The 24,297-nt window shown below is 69.4% G+C and carries 23 protein-coding genes; 14 read left to right on the forward strand and 9 right to left on the reverse strand.

Annotation, left to right across the window (positions count from 1 at the left end):
* Nucleotides 1-164: 164 nt before the first annotated feature.
* Nucleotides 165-1,106, forward strand: coding sequence for a zinc-binding dehydrogenase (locus EIZ44_RS07975; protein ID WP_134668689.1), 942 nt, complete (start codon nt 165-167; stop codon nt 1,104-1,106).
* Nucleotides 1,103-1,555, forward strand: coding sequence for a pyridoxamine 5'-phosphate oxidase family protein (locus EIZ44_RS07980; RefSeq protein WP_134668687.1), 453 nt, complete (start codon nt 1,103-1,105; stop codon nt 1,553-1,555). The genes EIZ44_RS07975 and EIZ44_RS07980 overlap by 4 nt, the downstream gene beginning before the upstream one ends.
* Here EIZ44_RS07980 and EIZ44_RS07985 read toward each other — a convergent pair.
* Together EIZ44_RS07985 and EIZ44_RS07990 are read right to left on the reverse strand one after the other, a co-directional pair.
* A complete protein-coding gene (locus EIZ44_RS07985) occupies nt 1,524-3,092 on the reverse strand; it encodes a PucR family transcriptional regulator (protein WP_134668685.1) in 1,569 nt (522 codons plus the stop codon). The genes EIZ44_RS07980 and EIZ44_RS07985 overlap by 32 nt on opposite strands.
* Nucleotides 3,093-3,163: 71 nt before the next feature.
* Nucleotides 3,164-3,652, reverse strand: coding sequence for a hypothetical protein (locus EIZ44_RS07990; protein WP_134668683.1), 489 nt, complete (start codon nt 3,650-3,652; stop codon nt 3,164-3,166).
* Nucleotides 3,653-3,821: 169 nt separating this feature from the next.
* Here EIZ44_RS07990 and EIZ44_RS07995 point away from each other — a divergent pair, with 169 nt between their 5' ends.
* Entirely contained in the window at nt 3,822-5,129 is a 1,308-nt protein-coding gene (locus tag EIZ44_RS07995) for a bifunctional o-acetylhomoserine/o-acetylserine sulfhydrylase (protein WP_037817159.1), read from the forward strand.
* Nucleotides 5,126-6,253: a homoserine O-acetyltransferase MetX gene (gene metX / locus EIZ44_RS08000; protein WP_134728128.1), complete on the forward strand. Its 1,128-nt coding sequence runs from the start codon at nt 5,126-5,128 to the stop codon at nt 6,251-6,253. Before EIZ44_RS07995 ends, metX begins: the two co-directional genes overlap by 4 nt.
* A 60-nt stretch (nt 6,254-6,313) precedes the next feature.
* On the opposite strand, the gene EIZ44_RS08005 is transcribed toward metX, so the two are convergent.
* On the reverse strand, nt 6,314-7,084 hold the full coding sequence (locus EIZ44_RS08005) for an SGNH/GDSL hydrolase family protein (RefSeq protein ID WP_037817157.1): 771 nt from the start codon (nt 7,082-7,084) through the stop codon (nt 6,314-6,316).
* 195 nt (nt 7,085-7,279) lie between these two features.
* On the opposite strand from EIZ44_RS08005, the gene EIZ44_RS08010 reads away from it, so the two are divergent.
* The 8 genes from EIZ44_RS08010 (at nt 7,280) to EIZ44_RS08045 (ending at nt 16,092) form a co-directional block, all read left to right on the forward strand.
* Nucleotides 7,280-7,870 (forward strand): SACE_7040 family transcriptional regulator, encoded by a 591-nt coding sequence (locus EIZ44_RS08010; RefSeq protein WP_037817267.1) that lies wholly within the window; start codon nt 7,280-7,282, stop codon nt 7,868-7,870.
* A 52-nt stretch (nt 7,871-7,922) separates the two neighbouring features.
* Nucleotides 7,923-8,420 carry a hypothetical protein gene (locus EIZ44_RS08015; protein WP_106961326.1) on the forward strand — a complete coding sequence of 166 codons (498 nt, stop codon included), beginning with the start codon at nt 7,923-7,925 and terminating at the stop codon, nt 8,418-8,420.
* A 231-nt stretch (nt 8,421-8,651) separates the two neighbouring features.
* On the forward strand, nt 8,652-10,265 hold the full coding sequence (locus EIZ44_RS08020) for a carboxyl transferase domain-containing protein (RefSeq protein ID WP_037817151.1): 1,614 nt from the start codon (nt 8,652-8,654) through the stop codon (nt 10,263-10,265).
* 6 nt (nt 10,266-10,271) lie between these two features.
* Nucleotides 10,272-12,272: an acetyl/propionyl/methylcrotonyl-CoA carboxylase subunit alpha gene (locus EIZ44_RS08025; protein ID WP_134728129.1), complete on the forward strand. Its 2,001-nt coding sequence runs from the start codon at nt 10,272-10,274 to the stop codon at nt 12,270-12,272.
* A complete protein-coding gene (locus EIZ44_RS08030; RefSeq protein WP_043832814.1) occupies nt 12,269-13,426 on the forward strand; it encodes an acyl-CoA dehydrogenase family protein in 1,158 nt (385 codons plus the stop codon). The genes EIZ44_RS08025 and EIZ44_RS08030 overlap by 4 nt, the downstream gene beginning before the upstream one ends.
* A 70-nt stretch (nt 13,427-13,496) precedes the next feature.
* Nucleotides 13,497-14,006, forward strand: coding sequence for a GNAT family N-acetyltransferase (locus EIZ44_RS08035; RefSeq protein WP_134728130.1), 510 nt, complete (start codon nt 13,497-13,499; stop codon nt 14,004-14,006).
* 60 nt (nt 14,007-14,066) lie between these two features.
* Nucleotides 14,067-14,933: an SDR family oxidoreductase gene (locus EIZ44_RS08040; RefSeq protein ID WP_134728131.1), complete on the forward strand. Its 867-nt coding sequence runs from the start codon at nt 14,067-14,069 to the stop codon at nt 14,931-14,933.
* 103 nt (nt 14,934-15,036) lie between these two features.
* Nucleotides 15,037-16,092, forward strand: a complete 1,056-nt coding sequence (locus EIZ44_RS08045) for an alpha/beta fold hydrolase (protein ID WP_037817139.1) — start codon at nt 15,037-15,039, stop codon at nt 16,090-16,092.
* On the opposite strand, the gene EIZ44_RS08050 is transcribed toward EIZ44_RS08045, so the two are convergent.
* The gene (locus EIZ44_RS08050; RefSeq protein WP_134728132.1) at nt 16,085-16,480 is read right to left on the reverse strand and encodes a hypothetical protein; all 396 of its coding nucleotides are present in this window, start codon (nt 16,478-16,480) and stop codon (nt 16,085-16,087) included. The genes EIZ44_RS08045 and EIZ44_RS08050 overlap by 8 nt on opposite strands.
* Before the next feature lie 108 nt (nt 16,481-16,588).
* Between EIZ44_RS08050 and EIZ44_RS08055 the strand changes: the two genes are divergently transcribed.
* Nucleotides 16,589-17,536, forward strand: coding sequence for an NADPH:quinone reductase (locus EIZ44_RS08055; protein WP_134728133.1), 948 nt, complete (start codon nt 16,589-16,591; stop codon nt 17,534-17,536).
* Between the two features lie 10 nt (nt 17,537-17,546).
* On the opposite strand, the gene EIZ44_RS08060 is transcribed toward EIZ44_RS08055, so the two are convergent.
* The gene (locus tag EIZ44_RS08060) at nt 17,547-18,473 is read right to left on the reverse strand and encodes an NADP-dependent oxidoreductase (protein ID WP_134728134.1); all 927 of its coding nucleotides are present in this window, start codon (nt 18,471-18,473) and stop codon (nt 17,547-17,549) included.
* A 75-nt stretch (nt 18,474-18,548) separates the two neighbouring features.
* Here EIZ44_RS08060 and EIZ44_RS08065 point away from each other — a divergent pair, with 75 nt between their 5' ends.
* Nucleotides 18,549-18,911 (forward strand): winged helix-turn-helix transcriptional regulator, encoded by a 363-nt coding sequence (locus tag EIZ44_RS08065; RefSeq protein WP_037817131.1) that lies wholly within the window; start codon nt 18,549-18,551, stop codon nt 18,909-18,911.
* A 63-nt stretch (nt 18,912-18,974) separates the two neighbouring features.
* Here the strand turns inward: EIZ44_RS08065 and EIZ44_RS08070 are convergent, their stop codons facing one another.
* From EIZ44_RS08070 to EIZ44_RS08085, 4 genes are all read right to left on the reverse strand, one after another.
* Complete coding sequence (locus tag EIZ44_RS08070; protein ID WP_037817130.1) at nt 18,975-20,186, reverse strand: acyl-CoA dehydrogenase family protein; 1,212 nt, start codon at nt 20,184-20,186, stop codon at nt 18,975-18,977.
* Nucleotides 20,187-20,214: 28 nt separating this feature from the next.
* The gene (locus tag EIZ44_RS08075; protein WP_134728219.1) at nt 20,215-21,510 is read right to left on the reverse strand and encodes an acyl-CoA dehydrogenase family protein; all 1,296 of its coding nucleotides are present in this window, start codon (nt 21,508-21,510) and stop codon (nt 20,215-20,217) included.
* Between the two features lie 101 nt (nt 21,511-21,611).
* Entirely contained in the window at nt 21,612-22,790 is a 1,179-nt protein-coding gene (locus EIZ44_RS08080) for a low temperature requirement protein A (protein WP_134728135.1), read from the reverse strand.
* A gap of 190 nt (nt 22,791-22,980) precedes the next feature.
* Complete coding sequence (locus EIZ44_RS08085; protein WP_134728136.1) at nt 22,981-24,162, reverse strand: TetR/AcrR family transcriptional regulator; 1,182 nt, start codon at nt 24,160-24,162, stop codon at nt 22,981-22,983.
* Between the last annotated feature and the right edge of the window lie 135 nt (nt 24,163-24,297).

Raw genomic sequence — 24,297 nt, forward strand, 5'->3', positions numbered from 1 at the left:
CGAAGGTGTTGCCACTCACGGTGATCTACCCGGACGGCGGTGTCATCATCCCGCCGCCACAGTCTTCCGCGGGGTCAATAGTGCTCCCAGGACAACGCACTTGACCTCGACCGTACTCGAGGTAGTTGGCTGGCACCCGGCGGAGACCTCGAGGAAGGGCTTACATGCGAGCGGTGTGGCTGCGGGAGTTCGGCGGGCCGGCGGTGCTGCAGGCGGGGGAGGCCCCCGATCCGGCTCCCGGGCCGGGACAGGTGCTGATCGAGGTGGCGTTCGCCAACGTCACCTTCGTGGAAACGCAGTTCCGGGCGACGGGGACGGGGCCGTTCGGCAGCACGCTCCCGATGGTGCCCGGCAACGGCGTCGGGGGTGTGATCAGCCGGGCCGGGGAGGGCGTCGACCCGGCTCTGGTCGGGAAACGCGTGGTGACGTCGACCGGCGGCAGCGGCGGTTACGCGCAGCGCGTGGTCGTGGACGCGGCGTTGGTGTTCCCGGTGCCGCACGCGCTGAGCCTCGACGCGGCCGTCGCGCTGCTGGCAGACGGCCGCACGGCGACCGGGCTGGTGCACGCGACCGCGGTGGCGCCGGGGGAACGGGTGCTCGTCGAGGCTGCCGCCGGAGGGGTCGGCAGTCTCTTGGTGCAGCTGGCGAAGGCCGCGGGCGCGGAGGTCGTGGCGGCGGCGCGCGGGGCGGAAAAGCTTGCCCGCGCCCGGGAATTGGGTGCGGACCTTGCGGTCGACTACACCGATCCGCAGTGGACCACGGAGGCCGGGGAGGTGGACGTGGTGTTCGACGGCGTGGGAGGCGCGGTCGGCACCGCGGCGTTCGGACTGGTGCGGCCCGGCGGGCGGATGGCGATCTACGGTCTGGCAAGCGGTTCGTGGACCGAAGTGTCCGAAGAGGACGCTGCCGCGCGCGGCGTGAAGCTGATCCGGTCGATCGGCGACGCGGCGGAGATGCGCGGCTACACCGAATCGGCACTGGCGGCCGCCGCGTCCGGACAGCTCACGCCGGTGATCGGGCAGCGGTTCCCGCTGGAGCGGGCGGCTGACGCGCACGCGGCGATCGAATCTCGGGGCACGATTGGGAAGACGCTGCTGGTCGCGTGACCGGTTTCGACGTCGACAGTTTCCTCGCGCAGCCGCTGACCGCACGGGTCGCCACCGCTGGTCCGACCGTCCGGCCCACCTGGTATCTCTGGGAGGACAGGGCGTTCTGGATCCTCAGCGGCCCGTGGTCGCGGCTGCCCGCTCGGGTGCGCGAGGAGCCGCGGATCGCGGTGACGGTGGACGTCTGCGATCTCGCGACCGGCTTGGTGCGTCAGGTGATCGCGCGCGGGTCAGCCGCCCTCGAACCGTTCGACGTGCCGCGCGGACGACGGAAACTGGTGCGGTACCTGGGCCCGGATGAGTCCGCGTGGGATCCGCGGTTCCGCGCGTACCTGCTGGACGATCCGGCTGAACGCGGCACGGTGTGGGTCCGGATGGAGCCGGAATCGTTGCGCGCCAACGACCTCAGCTACCGGGTCAGCTCCAGCGGAGTGCGATCAGCTGGGTAAGCAAAGCGAGCCGTACGTCAGGATCATCAAGATTCAACGGAACAAGTTCCAACAGCCGCTTCATCCGGTACCGCAACGTGTTCGGGTGAATGCGCAACCGTTCCGCAGCAGCGCGGGGGTCGCCGGGGTGTCGGAGCCATTCGTAAAGAGTGTCGACGTACCCAGCATTACTCGCGTCGTCGTGTGCGCGCAGCACGCCGAGCGGGCCGAGTTCCGACACCTGCGCCGCCGCTGCTCCGGCGGCGGCGCGGTGCAGGACCAGGGCCGTCCAGGCCTCGTCGTAAGCCACGACGCGACCCTCGACCAGTCCGGCTCGCAGCAGGCCCAGGGCCTCGTCCGCTTGGGCGCGCGACGCGGCCAGCGCGGTCGGATCGCCGGGCGCGCCCGCAGCCGCGCGCGGTAGGCCGCCTCGGCGGGACGCGGGTTGGGCGAGCAGCGCCTCCCGCAGTTCCGGCCAGCCGCCCTCGCCGGGGCGGTCCGGAACCACGACATACAGCAACCCGCCCAGTTCAGCCGCGACCGGACGGCGTCCGAAACCCTGCGAGATCCGTTCCAGCAACGCCAGCAACAGTCCTTCGGCGTCCCGGCTGTCGCCACCGCTGACGTCTACGACGACGACCCGGTGCGGCTCGTCGGAGAGGTCCAGTTCGGCGACTACTCGACGCGGCGGGACCTGTCCTTCCAAGACCGCGCGCAGCAATTCGGCGGAAGCGCGGCGTTGGGCGTCCGTATGCGCGCGCCGTCGCAGCAGGTGCAGTGCGACCACCGGGGCCGCGTCCGCGAAAGCCGCCGCGCGTTCCTCGGAAACGGGGCCGGGGACGACCGCCCACATCGAGCCCAGCAGTTCGCCGCCCATCCGGATCGGCACGATCAGCCGCGGCAGGGTGCCGTCGCGCTGGGCCGGGACGAAGATCGTCTGCCTGCCGCGGGAAAGCTCGCGGAACACGCCGCGCGAGCGGAACCGGGCCAGTACGTCGTCCGGGATGCGGCGGCCCATGATCGTCGCGACGCGCGCCGGGTCGGTGAGGTCCTGGCGCGCGGAGTACGCGAGCACGCGCGAGTTGGTGTCCTCGATCGTCACCGACGCGTCGACCACCGCGGCAACCGCGTCGGCGAGCCGGAAGAGGTCGCCGGAACCGGGGTCACCGCCTTCTTCGAGCGCTTCGGATTCGTCGGCGAGCGCGTCCAGAACCGTGCGCAACAGCCAGACCAGCTGAGCCCAGGACGTCGCCGCGTGCACCTGGATCAACGCGATCCCGGCCGACTTCGCCGCGCGCCGCACCGACTGTTTCGCCGCCAGCGGCGGTTTCAACAGCACCGCTGCCGCACCCCGTCCGGCGCTCACCCGGACGAGTGCCGCCGCGTCCGCCTGCTCGATCGTGGCGACGCCCAGCACCAGGTCGCCGGCGGCGATGGCGGACTCCGCGCCCGGTTCGGCGATCACCACGTCGCCGACCGCCGGACAGCCTTCGGGCACGAGGAGCGCGTGGAGCAGCGTGGGACCGACCCGGTCCACGACGCTGCGCACCGAAACCACAGCTACCTCCAGCGCTCCTGACGTTCTTGCTGGAACGGTAGAAGACTGCACCGGTTTCGCCACCCGCGGCACTAGTTAGCGCGAAACACCTTCGGCCACGGCTTGAAGTACGACACCAGCGTCGCGCCCAGCAGCAACGTCAGCCCGACGCTCATCGCCCCGGTGCCCGACACCGCGCTCGCCCCGACGATCTCCCCGCGCGAAGCCTGCTCGCCGTGCTCGACAAAAGACGGGACCACCAGCAGGTTGCCGCCGACGAAGAGGGCGAGCGTCGCCACCAGCTTCCACAGCACCCAGTGGTAGCGCACCAGCTTCCACTTCGTGCCGAGGCCGAGCACCACACCGGTGGCCAGTGCGAGCAGGCTGGCCGGGAAGTAAAGCGTGCCCGCGAGGATCCCGGCGATGACGTTCGCGCTGCGCGTGGTCACCGGATCGAAGCCGGCGATCGCGAGAACGCTGCAGATCAGCACCGCGAGCTCGGCTCCGATCCAGCCGACCGACGTGACGACGTGGCCGAACAGGAACCACTTCCGGGTCGACGGCCGCATTCTCCAGTCCATGCCCCTGAGCGTGCGCGTTACCGCATCGTCGCGTCGTCCGTCAGCGCTCGGCACTTGTTCCTACGTCCGGGTGCGTAGGACTCTCATCCCGTGAGACCTGTTGGGCGTTTCGTCCGGCCTGGTTAGCGTCGCGCCAGCCGACCCGATCCCGACCGCTAGGAGCGAGCAGATGCCGGAAGACACCACGAGCTGGTCCTTCGAGACCAAGCAGATCCACGCGGGGGCGGCGCCCGATCCGGCCACCGGAGCCCGCGCGACGCCGATCTACCAGACCACGTCGTACGTCTTCCGCGACACGCAGCACGGGGCGGATCTGTTCAGCCTCGCCGAGCCCGGCCACATCTACACGCGCATCAACAACCCGACCCAGGACGTCCTGGAGCAGCGCGTCGCCACCCTCGAAGGCGGCGTCGCCGGTCTCGCGTTCGCCTCCGGTTCGGCGGCGGTCACCGCGGCGATCCTGACCCTGGCCAACGCGGGCGACCACTTCGTCACCAGCCCGTCGCTGTACGGCGGCACCTACAACCTGTTCCACTACACGCTGCCGAAGCTCGGCATCGAGGTCACCTTCATCGACGACCAGGACGACGCCGAGCAGTGGCGGGCCGCGGTCCGGCCGAACACCAAGCTGTTCTTCGCCGAGACGCTGGCCAACCCGAGCAGCGCCGTCCTCGACATCCGCAAGGTCGCCGACGTCGCGCACGAGGCCGGGGTCCCGCTGGTCGTGGACAACACCGTGCCGACGCCGTACCTGGTCCGCCCGATCGAACACGGCGCCGACATCGTCGTGCACTCGGCGACGAAGTACCTCGGTGGCCACGGCACGACCGTCGCCGGCGTGCTGGTCGACGGCGGCACGTTCGACTTCGGCAAGGACCCGTCCCGGTTCCCCGGCTTCAACGAGCCCGACCCGAGCTACCACGGCCTCAAGTACTGGGAGGCGCTCGGCCCGGGCGCGTTCGCGGCCAAGGCGCGCGTGCAGATCCTGCGCGACACCGGCGCGGCGATCGCCCCGCTCAACAGCTTCCTCATCCTGCAGGGCATCGAGACGCTGTCGCTGCGCGTCGAGCGGCACTCCACGAACGCGCAGGCGCTCGCGGAATGGCTGGAAGAGCGCGACGAGGTCGAGAAGGTCTACTACGCCGGCCTGCCGTCGAGCCCGTACCACGCGGCGGCGCAGAAGTACCTGCCGCGCGGCGTCGGCGCCGTGCTGTCGTTCGAGCTGCGCGGCGGGGTCGAGGCGGGCCGGAAGTTCGTCGACGGCACCGAACTGCACAGCCAGCTGGTGAACCTCGGCGACGTGCGCAGCCTGATCGTGCACCCGGCTTCGACCACGCACAGCCAGCTCGGCCCCGAGGAGCAGGTCGCCGCGGGCGTCACGCCGGGTCTCGTGCGGCTCGCCGTCGGACTGGAAGGAATCGAGGACCTGAAGGCCGACCTCGAGGCTGGCTTCCGGGCCGCCAAGGCGGCGCTGTGACGGATCCCGGCGCGAGTCTTCCGCCCGTCACCGGCGCGTGGCGGGCGGGCGACCCATCCGGCAGGCGGCAGTGGTTCACCGGTCCCGGCGCGCTCGCGCTGGAGGCCGGTGCGACCCTGCCCGGCTACACCCTCGCGTACGAAACGTGGGGAACGCTCAACTCCGACGCGTCCAACGCGGTCCTCGTCGAGCACGCTCTCACCGGCGACAGCCATGTCGCCGGGCCCGCTGAACCGGGGCATCCGAGTCCCGGATGGTGGGACGGGCTGATCGGTCCCGGCAAGGCTTTCGACACCGACGAGCTGTTCGTCGTCGCGCCCAACGTGCTCGGCGGCTGCCAGGGGTCGACCGGTCCGTCCTCGCCCGCTCCGGACGGCAAGGCGTGGGGCAGCCGATTCCCGGTCTTGACCGTCCGGGACCAGGTCAAGGCCGAAGCGGAACTCTCGGACGCGCTCGGCATCGACCGCTGGGCCGCCGTCGCGGGCGGTTCGATGGGCGGGATGCGCGCACTCGAATGGGCCGCAAGTCAACCCGATCGGGTCGCCTCCGCGCTCGTTCTCGCTTCGACCGCTCGCGCGTCCGCCGAGCAAATCGCCTGGGCTGCCCCTCAGCTGCACGCGATCCGCGGCGACCGCGCTTGGCACGGCGGCGACTACTACACCGCAGCCGAAGGCCCGTATCGCGGACTGGGCGTGGCCCGGCGGATCGCGCACGTCACCTACCGCTGCGAACCCGAACTGGAGACACGTTTCGGGAACCGTCCGCAGCAAGACGAGGATCCGCTGGCCGGCGGCCGGTTCGCGGTCGAGTCCTATCTGGACCATCACGCGGACAAGCTCGTCCACCGGTTCGACGCGGGTTCCTACGTGGTGCTCACCGAATCGATGAACACCCACGACGTCGGCCGGGACCGAGGCGGGGTGGCCGCTGCTCTGGGCCGGGTCACCGCGCGCACCGTGGTCGCGGCGGTGGACAGCGACCGGCTCTACCCGCCGTACCAGTCGCACGAGATCGCGGAGGGAGTCGGCGGCGAAGCCACGGTGTTGACCTCGCCGTACGGCCATGACTCGTTCTTGATCGAGACCGAGCAGATCGCCGCGCTGGTCAAGACTCTGCTGGGCTGAGACGCGGTGAAGGCCGCCTCGAGCGAACTCGAGGCGGCCTTCACCCAGTCTTGCGAACCGTCAGCCGATCGCCGAGGTCAGCGGCGAGTAGTAGCCGCCCCGCTGCCCAGCGGCAGTCGGGTGGTACGACTCGTCCACCGGCCACGTCAAGCTGTGCAGGTAGTCGCTGGCCGCCGAGCAGATGTTGTGCCCGACGAACGCCGACCGGACGTCCACGAACTTCCCGCCCGCGGCGGAAACCCGCGACGACAGCACCGAGGCCAGCGTGTCCGCCCCGGAGTTGATCGCCGACCGCTTCGTGTCGCTCAGCCCGACGTTGCACGAACCCGGCACGGTGTAGAAGCGCGGATACGAGAGCACGACCAGCTTCGCCCCAGGGGCCTTGCTCTTGGCCGCCGAGTACACCTTGTCCAGCAGCCCGGGCAGGGTGTTCTGGACGTAGGTCTTGGCGGTGTTGACCCGGTCCACGCAGGTCTGGTCGCTTCCCAGCGTGCACGTCTTGATCACGTCGGTGAACCCGGCGTCGTTGCCGCCCACGGTGAGCGTGATCAAGGTGGCGTTGGACGGCATCGAGCTGATCTGGTTCAGCACGTCGCCGGTCTTCGCGCCCGAGCAGGCGAGGAAGGTGAAATTGGTGCCGGAGTGGGCGTTGGCCCACAACTGGCCGTACGCGTTGGCACTGCGTTTGCAGCTGCCGGAATCTCCGTAGCTCCCGGCGCCCACTCCGGAGGAGTAGGAGTCGCCGAGCGCGACGTAGTTTTGCGACGCAGCGCTCGCACCGGTGGCGAAGCCGAGCGAGGCAGCGAGAGCGACCCCCAGGGCCGCGCACATCCGGAGGATGCGTCGTGATGGTTGACGGGTGTTTGCAGCCATAGGTCACTCCTGTCGTGACAGCTTGACGCGGTAAAGCTTTACCAGGTGCAATCCCCACGAGACACCCCTGAAATCCGGGTGCGTCCACTTGGCTCAAGCAGGAAGTAGGACCGGAAGTTAGCGCTCGCTAACCACGGGACCTACTATGTGCGGATGCCGGCGAATTCCCTCCCACTGGTGAACGGCGCGAAGCCGAACAGGCGGGAACAGATCCTCTCCGCCGCCGCCGAGCTGTTCGCCCACCACGGTTTCCACGGCGTCGGCATCGACGACATCGGCGCGGCCGTCGGCATCTCCGGTCCCGCGCTGTACCGGCATTTCCGCAGCAAGGACGCGATCCTCGGGGAAATGCTGAACTCGATCAGCCACTTCCTGCTCGAAGGCGGCACCGCGCGCGCCGCGGCGGGCGGCACGCCGGACGAGCTGCTGGCCGCGCTCGTGCGGTTCCACGTCGACTTCGCGCTCGACCATCCGGCGCTCATCACCGTGCAGGAGCGCAATCTCGCGAATCTCACCGACGGTGACCGGAAACAGGTGCGCGCGCTCCAGCGGCAGTACGTCGAGGTGTGGGTGCGGGCGATTCGCGAAGCTGTGCCCGGCCTCGGCGAACGCCAGGCGCGCTCGGCGGCACACGCTGTGTTCGGCTTGATCAACTCGACGCCCTACAACCGCCATCTCGGTGACGGGGCGCTCGCCGATCTGCTGTGCCGGCTCGCGCTGGGCGCCCTTTCCGCGGCGGGCTGAGCCCGCGATCCGGGGTATCCCGCCGACCGCCGGTCTGGTGTTTGATAGGCACGTGACCGCGGACCGGAGCGAGGGCGAGCAGCGGCTCGTCGAGAAGGCGCAGCGCGCGCTCGTCGCCATCAGCCTTGGCGAGGACACGGAGGCGCTGGAAGAGGTCACGCCCACGTCGCAGGAGCCGGGCGAACGCGACGAGGAAACCAAAGAGCTGATGCTGCTGCTCTTCGGCGAGTGCAGCGCCATGGTGTCGACCCTCGGCGACGGCGGCACCGCCCCGGTCAAGGTGCAGGTGTTCGACGAGGCGGGCGAAGAGGTTTCGATCGACCAGGCGGACCCGCCGGTCCGCACCGCCGTCCGTACGCTGCTGGCCGAGGTGCACGGCAACACCGCCGCCGCGCGCGAACAGGTCGAGATCGCGCTGGCGAGCGCCGCGCCGAACGAGGTGGACAGCCTCCTGCTGCAGGCACTGCGCTGGACGATCCGGCTGTCGGTCGAATGCCTCGAACGGGATCTGCCGGTGGCAGGCTGGATCTCGGACGCCGTCGCGGGCTGACTGTCTCGTCTCACGACCTCAGCACCAACCCAGCCGCGCTCGTCGACCGAGAGCACCGCGCGTCGACGGCCGGGGCCCGCCGCACACCCGCGCTACCGAGAAAGCCTCACTGGGTATCCCACCGGCACCCAATGTCACACCGTGGTGCGGAGGGCTGGGCTGGACAGGGCGGTTAACGAGCACTAACATCTTCGGCGGAGTTAACGACCGCTAACGTCTCGACGGAGAGTCATGGACACGCCGGTACTGCGCAGTTCCGCGGATCCGAACAGCGACACCTTCACCCGCAGCGTCACTTCGCACGGAGAATTGGTCGAGGATCTGCACAAGCGGCTCGCCGCCGCGCGGCTCGGCGGGCCGGAGAAGTCGCGCGCCCGCCATGTGGAACGCGGCAAGCTGCTGCCCCGCGACCGGGTGGACGCGCTGCTGGACCCGGGATCCCCGTTCCTCGAGCTGTCCCCGCTCGCGGCCACCGGGCTGTACGACGACGAGGCCCCGTCGGCGGGCATCATCACCGGGATCGGGCGGGTGTCCGGCCGCGAATGCGTGATCGTCGCCAACGACGCCACGGTCAAGGGCGGCACGTACTACCCGATGACGGTGAAGAAGCACCTGCGGGCGCAGGAAGTCGCCCTGCACAACAACTTGCCGTGCATTTACCTGGTCGACTCGGGCGGCGCGTTCCTCCCGCGCCAGGACGAGGTCTTCCCGGACCGCGAGCACTTCGGCCGGATCTTCTACAACCAGGCCACCATGTCCGCGCGCGGCATCCCGCAGATCGCCGCCGTGCTCGGTTCGTGCACCGCCGGCGGCGCGTACGTCCCGGCGATGAGCGACGAAGCGGTCATCGTGCGCAATCAGGGCACCATTTTCCTTGGCGGCCCGCCGCTGGTGAAGGCCGCGACCGGCGAGGTCGTCACGGCCGAGGAACTGGGCGGCGGCGACGTGCACTCGCGGCAGTCCGGCGTCACCGACCACCTCGCGGACGACGACGCGCACGCGCTGCGCATCGTCCGCGACATCGTTTCCACGCTCGGCCCGCGCACGCCGCGGCCGTGGGACGTCAAGGCGATCGAGCCGCCCGCCGCGGACGAACGCGAACTGTACGGCGTGGTGCCGACCGATTCGCGCACCCCGTACGACGTGCGCGAGGTCATCGCCCGCGTCGTCGACGGCAGCCGGTTCGCGGAGTTCAAGAAGGAATACGGATCGACGCTCGTCACCGGCTTCGCGCACATCCACGGCCACCCGGTCGGCATCATCGCGAACAACGGCGTGCTGTTCGCCGAGTCCGCGATGAAGGGCGCGCACTTCATCGAACTGTGCGACCGGCGCTCGATCCCGTTGGTGTTCCTGCAGAACATCACCGGCTTCATGGTCGGCCGCGCGTACGAGGCGGGCGGCATCGCCAAGCACGGCGCGAAAATGGTCACCGCGGTGGCCTGCGCGCGGGTGCCGAAGTTCACCGTGATCATCGGCGGCTCCTTCGGCGCGGGCAACTACTCCATGTGCGGCCGGGCGTATTCGCCGCGGTTCCTGTGGATGTGGCCGAACGCGCGGATTTCCGTGATGGGCGGCGAGCAGGCGGCCTCGGTGCTGTCGACGGTGCGCCGCGACGCGATCGAGGGCCGCGGCGGCGAATGGTCCACTGAGGACGAAGAGACCTTCAAGGACCCGATCCGCGAACAGTACGAGGAACAGGGCAGCCCGTACTACTCCACGGCGCGGCTGTGGGACGACGGCGTGATCGACCCGGCGGACACCCGCACGGTGCTCGGCCTCGCGCTTTCGGCCGCGGCCAACGCGCCTTTGCCCGAGGTCAACTACGGCGTTTTCCGGATGTGATAGGGCATGTTCGAGGGTTCTCTATTTAACACTGTTCTGGTCGCCAACCGCGGAGAGATCGCGGTTCGCGTAATCCGGTCGCTGCGTGCGCTCGGGATCCGTTCGGTCGCGGTGTACAGCGACGCGGACGCCGACGCCCGGCACGTCCGCGAGGCCGACACCGCGGTGCGCCTCGGCCCGGCCGAAGCGGCGAAGAGCTACCTGTCGATCCCGGCGATCGTCGCCGCGGCAAAGGAAACCGGCGCGCAGGCGGTGCACCCGGGGTACGGCTTCCTCGCCGAGAACACCGCGTTCGCGCGGGCTTGCGCGGAGGCCGGGCTGGTGTTCATCGGCCCGCCGCCGGAAGCGATCGACAAGATGGGCGACAAGATCCGGGCGAAGGCCACGGTCTCCGCGGCCGGGGTTCCGGTCGTGCCCGGTGCGTCCGATATGGACATTCCAGAGGGCGGGTTCGCCGAAGCCGCCGCGAAAGTCGGCTATCCGCTGCTGCTGAAGCCGTCCGCGGGCGGTGGCGGCAAGGGCATGCGCCTGGTGCACCAAGAGTCCGAATTGGACGCTGCGGTCGAGTCCGCGCGCCGGGAAGCGAAGAGTTCCTTCGGCGACGACACGCTGCTCATGGAGCGGTTCGTCACCACGCCAAGGCACATCGAGATCCAAGTGCTCGCCGACACCCACGGCACCGTGCTGCACCTCGGCGAACGCGAGTGCAGCCTGCAGCGGCGGCACCAGAAGATCATCGAGGAAGCGCCGTCGGTGCTGCTCGACGAGGCCACGCGGGCGAAAATGGGCGCGGCGGCCGCGGAAGCCGCGCGGTCGGTCGGCTACGTCGGCGCGGGCACGGTCGAGTTCATCATGTCCGCGCACAATCCGGACGAGTTCTTCTTCATGGAGATGAACACCCGGCTGCAGGTCGAGCACCCGGTGACGGAAATGGTGACCGGGCTCGACCTGGTGTCCTGGCAGGTGCGGGTGGCGGCAGGGGAGCCACTCGGGCTGACGCAGGACGACGTGCGCCTCGACGGGCACGCGGTCGAGGCCCGCGTTTACGCCGAGGATCCCGCGCGCGGGTTCATCCCGACCGGCGGCACGGTGCTCGCCGTGCACGAGCCCTCCGGCGACGGCGTGCGGGTGGACTCGTGGATGTCGGTCGGCGCGGTGGTCGGGTCGAACTACGACCCGATGCTGGCGAAGATCATCGCGCACGGCCCGGACCGCGCGTCGGCGCTGCAGAAACTGGACCGCGCGCTGGCCGACACCGCGTTGCTCGGCCTCGGCACGAACATCGCGTTCCTGCGCGGCCTGCTCGCCGACGAGGACGTCCGCGCCGGACGGCTGGACACCGAACTGGTGGACCGGCGACTGTCCGATTTGGTCTCCTCGGAAGTCCCGGCAGGCTTTTTCGTCGCCGCGGCCATGGACCGGCTGATCTCGCTGCAGCCGAGCGGTGCGGTCGTGGACCCGTGGGACATCCCGAGCGGATGGCGGCTCAGCGGTCCCGGCGGGATCACTTTCCGCTTGCGTACCGGGGAAAACCAGGCCGTGGTGCGGGTCGAGGGCACGCCGTCGGACGCTTCGGTGCGGGTGGACGACGCCGAGCCAGTGCGCATTTCCGCCCGCCGCGAGGGCGATCTGCTCGAGGTGCGCCGGGCGAACGGCGTGGAGCGGTACCGCTGTGCGGACGGTCCACAACGGACAGTGTGGCTGGCGAGGGAAGGCCGTTCGTTCGCGTTCGCCGACCAGGAATTCACGTTGTCCTCGCGCGGCGAGGCGGCGGGAGCCGGTCCGGTGAAGAGCCCGATGCCGGGAACGGTGCTGGTGGTGAAGGCCGCCGAAGGCGACGCGGTGAGCGCGGGGACGCCGCTGCTGGTCGTCGAGGCGATGAAGATGGAGCACACCGTGACCGCGCCGATCGACGGTGTGGTGACTGAGCTTTCGGTGCGGGTCGGCCAGCAGGTCGCGCTCGACGAGACGCTGGCCGTGGTGAGCGCGGCGGAGGAGAAGCAGTGATCGACTTCCGGCTGGACGACGAGTACGAAGCGCTTCGCAAGACGGTCGAGGACTTCGCGCAGGCGGAGGTCGCGCCGGTGATCGGGCCGCTGTACGAGAAGGAAGAATTCCCGTACGAGCTGGTCGCCAAGATGGGCGAGATGGGCCTGTTCGGCCTGCCGTTCCCGGAGGAATTCGGCGGTATGGGCGGGGATTACTTCGCGCTGTGCCTCGCGCTGGAGGAACTGGCGCGGGTCGATTCCTCGGTCGCGATCACGCTGGAGGCGGGGGTTTCGCTCGGCGCGATGCCCATCTACCGCTTCGGCACCCAGGAGCAGAAGGAAACCTGGCTGCCGATGCTGACCACGGCGGAGGCGCTCGGCGGGTTCGGCCTCACCGAACCCGGCGGCGGCTCGGACGCCGGGGCCACCCGCACGCGCGCCCGGCTCGACGGCGACGAGTGGGTCATCAACGGCAGCAAGGCGTTCATCACCAACTCCGGCACCGACATCACGAAACTGGTCACCGTCACCGCGGTCACCGACGTGATGGAGAACGGCCGCAAGGAGATCTCGGCGATCATCGTCCCGTCCGGCACGCCGGGCTTCTCGGTGGCCCCGAAGTACTCGAAGGTCGGCTGGAACTGCTCGGACACCCACGAACTGTCCTTTTCGGACGTCCGGGTGCCCGCGGAGAACCTGGTCGGCAAGCGCGGGCGCGGCTACGCGCAGTTCCTGTCCATTTTGGACGAGGGGCGGGTGGCGATCGCGGCGCTGAGCGTCGGTCTCGCGCAGGGCTGCGTGGACGAATGCCTGAAGTACGCGAAGGACCGCGTCGCGTTCGGCCACCGGATCGGCGAGTACCAGGCGATCCAGTTCAAGATCGCGGACATGGAGGTCCGCGCACACACCGCCCGGCTGGCGTACTACCAGGCGGCGTCGAAGATGCTGCGCGGCGAACCGTTCAAGAAGGAAGCGTCGATCGCGAAGCTGGTGGCGTCGAACGCGGCGATGGACAACGCCCGCGACGCGACGCAGATCTTCGGCGGATACGGCTTCATGAACGAATTCCCGGTCAGCCGCTTCTACCGCGACGCGAAGATCCTGGAGATCGGCGAGGGCACCAGCGAGGTCCAGAAGATGCTGATCGCGCGCCACCTCGGGGTCGGCGCCTGAGACCCAGCGCCGCCGGGGCGTCCGGGCGGAGTCCCGGCGGCGCTGCTTCACCTGTCCCTATGGTGGGGATATGGAGTTCACGATCCGGCCTGGGGCCGCCGGAGACGCAGACGTCTTGCTGGGGTTTTTCGACGACGCCGTCGCATGGCTGGTCGCGCGGGGCAGCGCGGGCCAATGGGGCACGCAGCCGTGGAGCACGAACCCGAAACGCGTCGAACGCGTACACGAGTTCGCAGCCGAGCCCGGGTTCCGGATGGCGGAGATCGACGGACAGCCCGCGGGCGCGTTGATCCTCGGGCAAGCGATGCCGTACACCCCGCAGGTCGACGAGCCCGAACTGTACGTGCGGCTGCTCATCACCTCCCGCCGCTTCACCGGGCACCGGGTCGGCTCGCGGCTGCTGGAGCACGCGATGGACGAGGCGAAACGGCGCGGGATCGACCTCGTGCGCGTCGACTGCTGGGCGGGCGGCGACGGCGATCTGCCGCGCTATGACGAGAGCCAGGGCTTCAAGCCGACCGAGCAGTTCACTGTCGACGGCTGGCTCGGCCAGGTCCTTGAGCAACGAGTTGGGGGATAGCGGCGCGGACTGATCCGGAGGACGATATTGGCACAGTGTCAATAGACTGAGGAGTCCGCCATGGCGAGGCAGTCGCTCTCCGGAAAGGTCGTTGTCGTCACGGGCGGCGCGCAGGGCATCGGGGCGGCCACCGCCGCCGCGCTGCACCGGCGCGGCTCCCGGCTGGTGCTCGGCGACCTCGATCGGATCCGCGCCGAGAAAACCGCCGGTGAGCTGGGCCCGGACGTGGTCGCGTCGCCGCTGGACGTCACCGACACGGCCGCCTTCACCGCGTTCCTGGATGACGTCGAACGCACCATCGGGCCGATCGACGTGCTGATCAACAACGCCGGCATCATGCCGCTTTCGCCGCTGGACGAGGAGGACGACGCGGCCACGCGGCGGCTGCTGGAGATCAACGTGCACGCGGTCGTGCACGGCACGCGCGAGGCGGTCAAGCGGATGAAGCCGCGCGGTCGCGGGCACATCGTGAACGTGGCGTCGATGGCCGGAAAGTCCGGATTCTCCGGAGCGGCCACGTACTGCGCTACGAAACACGCCGTGGTCGGGTTGTCCGAGTCGGTGCGGCTGGAACTGCGCGGCACCGGTGTCGAGGTGTCGTGCGTGATGCCCGCGGTGGTGCGCACCGAACTCGCGTCCGGGCTGGGCGAGGCGCGGTTCATCAAGTCGGTGGGGCCCGAGGACGTCGCGGCGGCGATCGTCGACGCGCTGGAGCGGCCGAAGTTCGACGTCTTCGTCCCGAAATCGCTCGATCTGACCGGCCGGATCACCCGGCTGTTCCCGCGCGCGTTCGGCGAATGGCTGGTGCGCGCCCTGGGCGGCGACCAGCTGCTCGCGTCGGCCGCGCATTCGCCCGAGCGCGCCGAGTACGAGGGCAGGGCCGCCCGGAGCGCGCCGTCGGCCGTCCCGCCTGGTGGGAGCAGCTGAGGCGGACGTGCGCTTGCCGGGTGCTTGCGGGAGTGGCGTGTTGATGCCGTGCCCGCGCGCACGGCAAGATGCCCGGCAGACGACGAGTTCCAGGAGGCGCAGCATGGTTTCCCCACCGGCCCGGTTGGCTGCCGCGGCGGCCAATGTCGTGGGCAAGGTTTTCCAGGGTGGGGTCGCCGATCTGCGGCCGATGCCGAGGGTGCTGATCGACCAGGGGCCCAACCGGTCGGTGTACCGGATGACGCACGGCGCGGCCACGACCTCGGGCCCGCCGGTACTGCTGGTGCCGCCGCTGGCCGCGCCCGCGCTGTGCTTCGACCTGCGCCGCGGCTGCAGCCTCATCGAGCACCTGGTCGAGGGCGGACGCCCGACCTACCTGGTCGACTACGGCATGGTCGCGTTCTCCGACCGCAGGCTCGGCATCGAGCACTGGATCGACGAGGTGCTGCCGAGGGCGATCCGGAAGGTCAGCGAGGACGCCGGCGGACAGGGCGTGCACCTGGTGTCGTGGTCGCTCGGCGGGATCTTCTCGATGCTGGTCAGCGCGGACCAGCCGGGCCTGCCGATCGAATCGATCACCGCGGTCGGCTCGCCGGTCGATTTCACCGCGATCCCGATCGTCGCGCCGTTCCGCCCGCTCGTGGACCTCACCGGCGGGCACCTGCTCACCCCGGTGTACCGGGTGTTCGGCGGCGCACCGTCCTATTTGGTCACCCGGGTCTTCCGCGCCACCGGGATCTCCAAGGAGATCACGAAACCGCTGGCGATCCTGAAGAACCTCGACGACCGCGACTACCTCGCGCAGATCGAGGCCGTGGACCACTTCATGGACAACATGTACGCCTATCCCGGGCGCACGTTCGGCCAGCTGTACCACCGCCTGTTCCGCACCAACGACCTCGCCGAGGGCACCGTCGACCTGAACGGGCGCAAGATCAGCCTGTCCGACGTGAAGACGCCGATGCTGGTGGTCGCGGGCGAAAACGACACCATCGCGCCGCGGGCGTCGGTGGAACGCGTGGTGCAGTTGCTGGAGAACGCGCCGGAGGTCCGCTTCCGCACCGCGCCCGGCGGGCACCTCGGCGTGCTCACCGGACGTCGCGCCCGGGGTACGACCTGGCGGTACCTGGACGAGTTCCTGGACGACCGGGTCAGCTAGCCGAGGGCTGCGCCGGGAAGAACCACGTCCGCACGTCGCGGGTGAGCAGCGCCCGCAGCGCGAGCCCGGAGAAAATCAGCGGCAGCAGACCGGACAGGCCCTTGCTGAGCAGCGTGACGACGCTGTTCAGCACCAGGAGGCTTTCGATGACCGCTGCGGTCACGTAGGCCCATTGCTGGCGCTTGGGCAATACGACCGCGCACACCGCGAGCGCGATGGCGGTCGCGTAGGTGATCGCGATGTAGAGCTGCGTGAGGCTGATCAGCTCGATCAGCGAAACCCCGGCCATCCCGGCCAGCAGCAGTGGGCCGATCGCGCTCAGCGCGACCTGGATCCACATGAAGATGCGGGCCTGTTTGAGGTCGGCCGGCGCCACCGGAGCGGTCATGCCGGGCAGATTAGGGCATTTCCGCGGCTTTCCGGGTGAATTGCGGGCGCCGGAGATCAATCCGATATCCGCGCGAAGTCGGTGAAAAACCGGCGGTACCGTGAAGCGGTGATCGCTGCATACGTGACGTCGCTCGGCGACAGTTCCCACATCAAGGTCGGGCAGCTCCCGGACCCCGAGCCGGGGCCGCGCGAGGTGCTGGTGAAAGTCTCCGCGGTGACGGTGAACCACGTCGACACCTTCATCCGCTCCGGCGCTTATCCCACCGCTCTTTCGTATCCGTTCGTCATCGGCCGGGATCTGGTGGGCACTGTTGTCTCGTCGCCAGTAGACCGCTTCGCTCCCGGCGACCGAGTGTGGTGCAACAGCCTCGGCCACGACGGTCGGCAAGGGTCCTTCGCCGAGTACTGCGCGGTGCCCGAGGAACGGCTTTATCGCTTGCCGGACGGGGTTTCCGACGACGCCGTCGCGGTCCTGCACACCGCCGCCACCGCGTATCTGGGCCTCTTCGAACACGCGGGCGCCGGGTACGGCGAGACGATCGCGGTCCTCGGCGCGGCGGGCGGCGTCGGCAGCGCGGTCGTCCAACTCGCTTCGACCGCCGGCCTGCGCGTCGTCGCGACCGCCCGCGCCGAGGACGCGGAATGGTGCCGGGAATGCGGTGCCGAAGAGGTTTTCGACTATTCCGATCCTGACCTCTACCGCAAACTCCCCGTGGTGGATCTGCTGTGGGACAACGCCGGAAAGCACGACCTGGTCTCGGCGGTGCCACTCCTGTCCCGCGGCGGCCGCATCGTGGCGATGGCCGGAATGGAATCGAAACCGACGCTGCCGATCGGCGAGCTGTACACCCGCGACGCCAGCATCCGCGGTTTCGCCATCAGCAACGCCGGTGTCACCGCGCTGGGTTCCGCTGCCCGCGTCATCAACCGGGGCCTGTCCACCGGAATCCTCCGGCCCCGGATCGGCACTCGCCTGCCCCTGGCCTCGGCGGCGGAAGCACACCGGTTGCAGGAGTCAGGCGAGGCGCGAGGCCGGATCGTGCTGGAGGTCTAATCCCGCGACGTCACACGGTGAGGACGACCTTGCCCCGCAGATGACCGCCTTCGAGCAGCCGATGTGCGTCAGCGATGCGCTCGAACGGGAACGTCTCCTGCACGTGGACCCGAAGCTTGCCCTGCTCGACGAGCGCGACCAGCTCCCGCAGCGCGATCGGATCCGGCTCGACCGCGATGCCGCTGAACCGCATCCCGGCCGCCTCGAACTTCGCGATCAGCGCGGTGTCCTCCTCCGCGACCGCCGTCACCAGGTGCCCGCCTGACCGGAGCACCCCCAGCGAACGCTCAGCCGCGTCGCCGCCGAGCGTGTCGAGCACAACGTCGATATCTTTGGCAGCTTCAGCGAAATCGACCTTCGTGTAGTCGATGACTTCGTCGGCCCCGAGCCCCTCGACGAACTCCCGCTTGCTCTCGCTGGCAGTGGTAATCACGTGCGCGCCAAGGGCTTTGGCAAGCTGGATCGCAACATGCCCGACCCCGCCGCCACCGCCGTGAATCAGAACGCGATCGCCGGCCGTCACGCCGCCGAGGTCGACCAGCCCTTGCCACGCCGTCAACCCGACGACCGGCAACGCCGCGGCCTCGACGTGCGAAAGCTCCTTCGGCTTCTTGACAAGATGCAAGGCCGGAGCAGCCACCATCTCGGCGTACGCGTTGGCCGCGCGGGGAAACAACGGCATCCCGAACACTTCGTCGCCAGCCCGGAACCGCCAGCTCAACGCCTCTTCGACCACGCCGCTGACGTCCCACCCGAGCACGAACGGCGGCTCGCCGAGCAACGGAAACTCGCCCTCGCGCAGCCGCGCCTCCAACGGATTGAGCCCGATCGCCTTGACACGCACGAGGACTTCGGTAGGCAAAGCCCGGGGCTCCGGCGCGTCCACGATCGTGAGCACTTCGGGACCGCCGAGCTTCTGCTGGGTGATGATTCGCATGACTCTCCTGGTTTCTGGAGGGGTACGAAAACCAGGCTAGGAATCCGATAGGTACCTGCGGGTACCTTGGACTCCATGAGCGGTACCCGCGGCATCTTCCTCGCCGATTGCCCAGCGCGCTTGGCCGTCGACTTGATCGCCGACAAGTGGACCGTGGTCGTGCTCGCGGGCCTCAGCGAGGGCCCGGTCCGCCACGGCGACCTGGTCGAGCTGATCGGCGGCATCTCGAGGAAGGTGCTCACCCAGACGCTGCGCCGGCTGGAAGCACACGGGCTCGTTCGCCGCCAGGCGTATGCGGAGGCACCGCCGCGGGTCGAGTACGAGTTGACGTCGCTGGGAGCTACGTTGATCGAGCCGATCCATACGCTGACGGAGTGGGCTCGGGCTAATGGGGACGCGGTTTTGGATGCGCTGGATTCGGCTCAACAGAACAGTTGAGTGACGGCGTCGACTGAGAAGACCGCTCGGCCCGCTTCCAGCGAGCGGGCCGAGCGGTCTCGATCACTTCAACTCAGCCGACGACTTCCCCAGCACCCGCCGAGCCACGATCAACTGCTGGATCTGTTGCGTCCCCTCGAAAATGTCCAGGATCTTCGCATCCCGGGACCATTTCTCCAGCAGCGATTCCTCCGTGTACCCATACGACCCGGCCAGTTCGACGCACTTCAGCGTCACATCGACCACCGTCCGCCCAGCCTTCGCCTTGGCCATCGAAGCCTGCAGCGAGTTCGGCTGACGGTTGTCCGCCATCCACGCCGATTCCAGCGTCAGCAGGTACGCGGCCTCGTAATCCGCCTCCAGTTGCAGGAAAGTCGCGGCCGCGGCGTGCTGGGTCAGGGCCGGGCGGTCGTAGTCGATGACCACGCCTGCTTCGGTGAGGATGCGGCGGGTTTCGTCCAGCGCGGCACGGGCGACGCCGATTGCCATCGCGGCTACCAGCGGGCGGGTGTTGTCGAAGGTCTGCATGACCCCGGCGAAACCCTTGGCCGTGTCGATTTCCGGCGTGCCCAGGAGGTTTTCCTTCGGCACGCGGCAGTTCTCGAAGCGCAGCACGGCGGTGTCGGACGCGCGGATGCCCAGTTTGTGTTCCACGCGCACGACCTCGAAGCCGGGCGTGCCCTTCTCCACCACGAACGACTTGATCGCGGCGCGGCCCTTCGTGCGGTCGAGCGTCGCCCAGACCACGACGGCGTCGGCGCGCTGGCCGGACGTCACGAAGATCTTTTCGCCGTTCAGGATGTAGTCGTCGCCGTCCTCGGTGGCCGTCGTGGTGATGGCGGCCGAGTCCGAACCGCAGCCGGGTTCGGTGATCGCCATCGCGGCCCACAGGCCCTTGAACCGCTCGAGCTGCTCGTCGGTCGCCACCGAGCCGATCGCGGCGTTGCCGAGGCCCTGGCGCGGCATGGACAGCAGCAGGCCGACGTCGCCCCAGCACATTTCGATCGTGCCGAGCACCACGTTCAGGTTGGCGCCGTTGCGGTTTCCCTTGGGGCCGTCGTCCTTTTCGGACCGGCGCACGCCCGCCGCGCCCGCGCCGCCTTCGCCGGAGGAATTGAGTCCGTCCAGCAGCGCGGCGAACATGTCCAATTCGGACGGATAGGTGTGCTCGGCGCGGTCGTACTTGCGCGAGATCGGCCGGAACACCTCGGCCGCGGCCTGGTACGCCTGGTTGATCAGCGCGCCGGCCTTCTTCGGAGCTTCCAGGTTGATCATGAGTTGCCTTTCGGAGCAAGAAAAAGGATCAGAGGAGGACGGCGCCTTCCATCACGCCGATCGCCCGCAGGTCGCGGTACCAGCGCTCCACCGGATGCTCCTTCACGAACCCGTGCCCGCCGAGCAGCTGCACGCCGGCGTTGCCGATCTGCATGCCCTTGTCCGTCGCGAGCTTGCGGGCGAGCGCCGCTTCCCGCGCGTATTCCTTGCCCTGCTCGGCCCGGGCGGCCGCGCGCAGCGTGACCAGGCGCAGGCCCTCCAGCTCGATCGCGATGTCCGCCACCGAGAACGCGACCGCCTGCCGGTGGCTGATCGGTTCGCCGAACGCGGTGCGCTCGTTCACGTAAGGCACCACGTAGTCCAGCACGGCCTTGCCGACACCGGCGGCGAGCGCCGCCCAGCCGAGCCGGGAAAGCCGGACCACCTCGGTGAACACGTCCGCCTTGCCGCCGCCGAGCAGTGCGCCCGCGGGCAGCGAAACCTTCTCCAGGTGCAGCTTCCCGGTGGCCGCGCCGCGCAGGCCCATCGCGGGTTCGGACTCGATCGTCACGCCCGCGTTGGACGATTCCACCAGGAACAGCGCCGGTCCGCGGCCTTCCAGATCGGCCGAGACGATGAACAGTTCGGCCTCCGCCGCACGCGGGACGAGCGACTTCACGCCGTCGAGCTGGTAGCCCTTCGGGGTCCGCTTCGCCTTGGTGGCGGGCTTGAACGGGTCGAACAACGGCGTGCGCTCCAGCAGCACGAGCGCCGCGGCGGGCACCTGCTCGCCGGTGAACGCGGGCACGTAATCGGCCTGCTGCTGCTCGTCGCCCCACGCGACCAGCGCGGTGCTCACCGCGGACGGGGCCAGCACGGCCACCGCCAGTCCGAGGTCGCCGTGCGCGAGCGCCTCCGCGACCAGCGCGTTCGTCACGACCGAACGCTCAGTGCCCGCGCCGCCCAGCTCTTCCGGAATCCCGACGAGGCTGACGCCCAGCTCGGCCGCGCGGCTCAGCAGGCCCTCCGGCGCGGCGAGCTTCTCGTCGGCGTCCGCGGCGGCCGGACGCAGCTGTTCGGCGGCGAACTCGCTGACCGTCTCGACGATGAGCTTCTGGTCCTCGTCCGGCGTCAGGTCGAACAGCCCGCGGTCGTCCGGCTTCGCCAGCCGCGCCGGTTTGCCCAGCCGCTGGACCGAGGTGAACGACCTGGTCGCCGCCCCCGCCGCGCGGAACCCGCTGCGGGTCCCCGTCTTGACCAGGTTCTGCACCGGCCCGCGCAGCCCGACCCGGTCGATCGCCTTGCTCCCGGCCAACCGGGTGAGCGCGGCCAGGCCGAGGCCCATCGCGTCTCGTTTCCTTGGCGCAGCCATGCAGCATCTCCCTCGCGTTACCTACTCACGAGTAGGTTAGCGCGGCGATGCGGAATCCGCCAGTGCGGCCCGGCTCACCCGACGACCGGCCGCCGGGCCAGCGACGTGCGTTCGAAGGCGATGAGCAGCAGGACCGAGGCCGTGACGATCAGCAGCAGCAAGGTCGCGGGCACGTGTCCCAGCAGCGGCGTGAGGGCGAGCAGCAGCGCCGCGAGCACGAGCCGCTGCCGATTCCAGCTGCCGAGGTTGCGCCGCCGCAGCGAGCTGAGCGCGACCAGATACAGCGCGAGCCCGCCGGTCAGCGCCCACAGCGCGACGCCGTGCAGTGCGTCCGCCGGACTGTGGTCCAGGGTCAGGAACGTCTTCTTCAACCCGAGCGCGACGAGCACGATGCCGGCGATGAGCGGCAGGTGCAGATAGGTGTAGGAGTCGGTGGCGATCTTGGTCCGCGCGAGGCCTTCGGCTTGGGCGAGCCTGCGTTCGGCGACGTTCGCGACCAGATCGAAGTACGTCCACCACATTCCGGCGGCGAGCGCGATCCCGCAGATCGCCGACCCGGCGACGAGCCCGGTGATCGGCACATGCCCGATCCCGATGCCGATCGCCACGACCGATTCGCCCAGCGCGATGATCACGATCAGCCCGAACCGCTCGGCGAAGTGCGCGGGCGAGTGCAGCCGCCAGCCCGCGGGACCGGTCAGATAGACGTTGAGATAGTCCACCGCCAGCGCGACCACCCACAGCGCGGGCTGCCACGGCCCGCCCACGACATCGGCGACGGCCAGCAAAGCCAGGCTCGGGAGCAGTCCGCGCAGCATCTTCAGCAGCACCAGGCGCAGTTCGGCGTCGTGCCGCGCGGCCCCGACGTACGCGACGATGTGCAGCAGCCGCACGACGCCGTAACAGGCGACGAACAGCAACGGCCCGTCGAGCCCGCCCGGTTGGCTGGTGAGCGCCTGCGGCACGGTGAGCGCGACGAGGAACATCACCGCCATCGCGCCGAACATCGCCAGCCGGGCGATGCCGTGGTCGACGTGGATGGTCGTGCCGAGCCACGCGTAGCTGCACCAGCACCACCACAGCACCATCAGCACCAGCAGTCCCTCGCCGACGCCGAGGAGGCTCAGGTGTCCGGCCATCAGTTCGGTCGTCTGCGTGATGGCGTAGACGAAGACCAGGTCGAAGAAAAGCTCAAGGGTCGTGACGCGGTGGTCTTCGTCCGCGCGAACCAGATGCAGCAGTCTCGTGGGCACGGCCGATGCTGACACGGATGGGCGACCGATCGGGGCGGTTTCGCTGACAGCGTGCGACCGACCTCGCGAGGTTCTCTTCTCTCAGAAGTTGTGACTTCACCTCTGAAGTACTTCACTAGTGAAGTTGCAACAACTTTTGAGAGAGAACCACTTGCGAAGTGGTCTGCCCGCCTGCCGAGCCCGGCCGCCGTCAGCTGAGCCCGAGAACCGCGTGCAGCACCGCCGTCAGCTCGGTCTGCAGATGCGGCCTGTTCTTGATCCGCCCGGTCCGGCTGAGGTCGTTCGCGATGGTCAGCGCGGCATGCACCCGGATCTTCGCCTCGCGCGCCGGAAGCTCCGGAAACACCGCGCACAGCAAGGAAACCCACTGGTCGACGTAGTCCCGCTGGACGCGGCGCAGATCGGCCTTGTCCCGCTGCGGCATGGTCGCGCGGTCCGCGGTGAAGGACACCAGCAGTTCCGGCGTGCGCAGCAGAATATGCACGTACGACGCGGCGAGCCGGCCCAGCGCGGATCGTTCGTCCGGGGCCTGCAGTGCCTGTTCGGCGGCCAGTGCGAGCCGGTCGGCGGCGCGGTGTCCGATCGCGACCATCAGCGCGGCCTTGCTGGGGAAGTGCCGGTACACGCTGGGCCCGGCGATGCCCGCCGCCGCGCCGATGTCCTCCATGCTCACCGTGTGGAAGCCGCGTTCGGCGAAGAGCCCGGTCGCGGCGGTCAGCACCTGCTCGCGGCGGGACGGCGTGCCGAGGCTGCTCGCGACCGGCGGCGCGGGTTCGTCCGGGACCGGCAGTGAGGCGTTGAGCACAGTCTGCGCCAGTTCGACCAGCAGCGGCACGAAGCGTTTGCGCGCCACCGACGTGTGGTGCACCGCGACGCTCCCGAACACCGACAGCGCGGCCCAGCACAGCAGTTCGGCCTCGTCCGCGGACAGCTCCGGACGCAGCGTGAGCAGGGCTTTCGTCCACGCGTCGAGCACCGCGCCGGACCGGCGGCGGATCTCCCGGCGCTGCTCGCGCGGCAGATGCGGGCCCTCCCAGCGCCACAGCGCGGCGATCTCCCGGCGCTCGACCGCCTGCGTCGCAAGGCCGGTGAGCAGGGCGTCCAGCTGGGCGAGCGGCGGCGCGGAATCGGCGAGCGCGGCCGCGGTGGCCGACTCCATGTCGTCGATCCCGGCGAGCACGACGTAGGCGAGGATCGCCTGCTTGTCGGCGAAATGCCGGTACAGCGCGGGGCCGGTGACCCCCGCCGCCGCGGCGATGTCATTGATCCCGACGCCGTGGAACCCCCGCGCGCGGAACAGCTCGGCCGCGACGGCAGCGAGCTGGGCCTTGCGGTCGCGAGGGCGCGTGCCGCGGGCGGGATACGTACTCATGGTGAACTGACCATAGCGCTAATCGAAACTACGGCAACCCATTGACACCATGGGGTTCATCGGGCTTATGTTAATGGCCATTAGCACCTACTGGCCGGTATAGTCGGCCGCGAGATACACCGCAGTGTCCATCCA

This window comes from Amycolatopsis nivea, assembly GCF_004522235.1.
In the GTDB taxonomy this organism is placed as follows: Bacteria; Actinomycetota; Actinomycetes; order Mycobacteriales; family Pseudonocardiaceae; genus Amycolatopsis; species Amycolatopsis nivea.

Coding starts and splice junctions, on each gene's coding strand:
- EIZ44_RS08075 (WP_134728219.1), bottom strand. CDS start 21,510: ATGGGCCTCGGCCTGGCCGCGCTCACCCGGTTGGCCGGGAGCAAGGCG.
- EIZ44_RS07990 (WP_134668683.1), bottom strand. CDS start 3,652: ATGGACTGGAGAATGCGGCCGTCGACCCGGAAGTGGTTCCTGTTCGGC.
- EIZ44_RS08025 (WP_134728129.1), top strand. CDS start 10,272: ATGTTCGAGGGTTCTCTATTTAACACTGTTCTGGTCGCCAACCGCGGA.
- EIZ44_RS07995 (WP_037817159.1), top strand. CDS start 3,822: ATGCCGGAAGACACCACGAGCTGGTCCTTCGAGACCAAGCAGATCCAC.
- EIZ44_RS08070 (WP_037817130.1), bottom strand. CDS start 20,186: ATGATCAACCTGGAAGCTCCGAAGAAGGCCGGCGCGCTGATCAACCAG.
- EIZ44_RS08010 (WP_037817267.1), top strand. CDS start 7,280: ATGCCGGCGAATTCCCTCCCACTGGTGAACGGCGCGAAGCCGAACAGG.
- EIZ44_RS08005 (WP_037817157.1), bottom strand. CDS start 7,084: ATGTGCGCGGCCCTGGGGGTCGCTCTCGCTGCCTCGCTCGGCTTCGCC.
- EIZ44_RS08085 (WP_134728136.1), bottom strand. CDS start 24,162: ATGAGTACGTATCCCGCCCGCGGCACGCGCCCTCGCGACCGCAAGGCC.
- EIZ44_RS08060 (WP_134728134.1), bottom strand. CDS start 18,473: ATGCGAATCATCACCCAGCAGAAGCTCGGCGGTCCCGAAGTGCTCACG.
- EIZ44_RS08035 (WP_134728130.1), top strand. CDS start 13,497: ATGGAGTTCACGATCCGGCCTGGGGCCGCCGGAGACGCAGACGTCTTG.
- EIZ44_RS08040 (WP_134728131.1), top strand. CDS start 14,067: ATGGCGAGGCAGTCGCTCTCCGGAAAGGTCGTTGTCGTCACGGGCGGC.
- EIZ44_RS08050 (WP_134728132.1), bottom strand. CDS start 16,480: ATGACCGCTCCGGTGGCGCCGGCCGACCTCAAACAGGCCCGCATCTTC.
- EIZ44_RS08045 (WP_037817139.1), top strand. CDS start 15,037: ATGGTTTCCCCACCGGCCCGGTTGGCTGCCGCGGCGGCCAATGTCGTG.
- EIZ44_RS08065 (WP_037817131.1), top strand. CDS start 18,549: ATGAGCGGTACCCGCGGCATCTTCCTCGCCGATTGCCCAGCGCGCTTG.
- EIZ44_RS07975 (WP_134668689.1), top strand. CDS start 165: ATGCGAGCGGTGTGGCTGCGGGAGTTCGGCGGGCCGGCGGTGCTGCAG.
- EIZ44_RS08020 (WP_037817151.1), top strand. CDS start 8,652: ATGGACACGCCGGTACTGCGCAGTTCCGCGGATCCGAACAGCGACACC.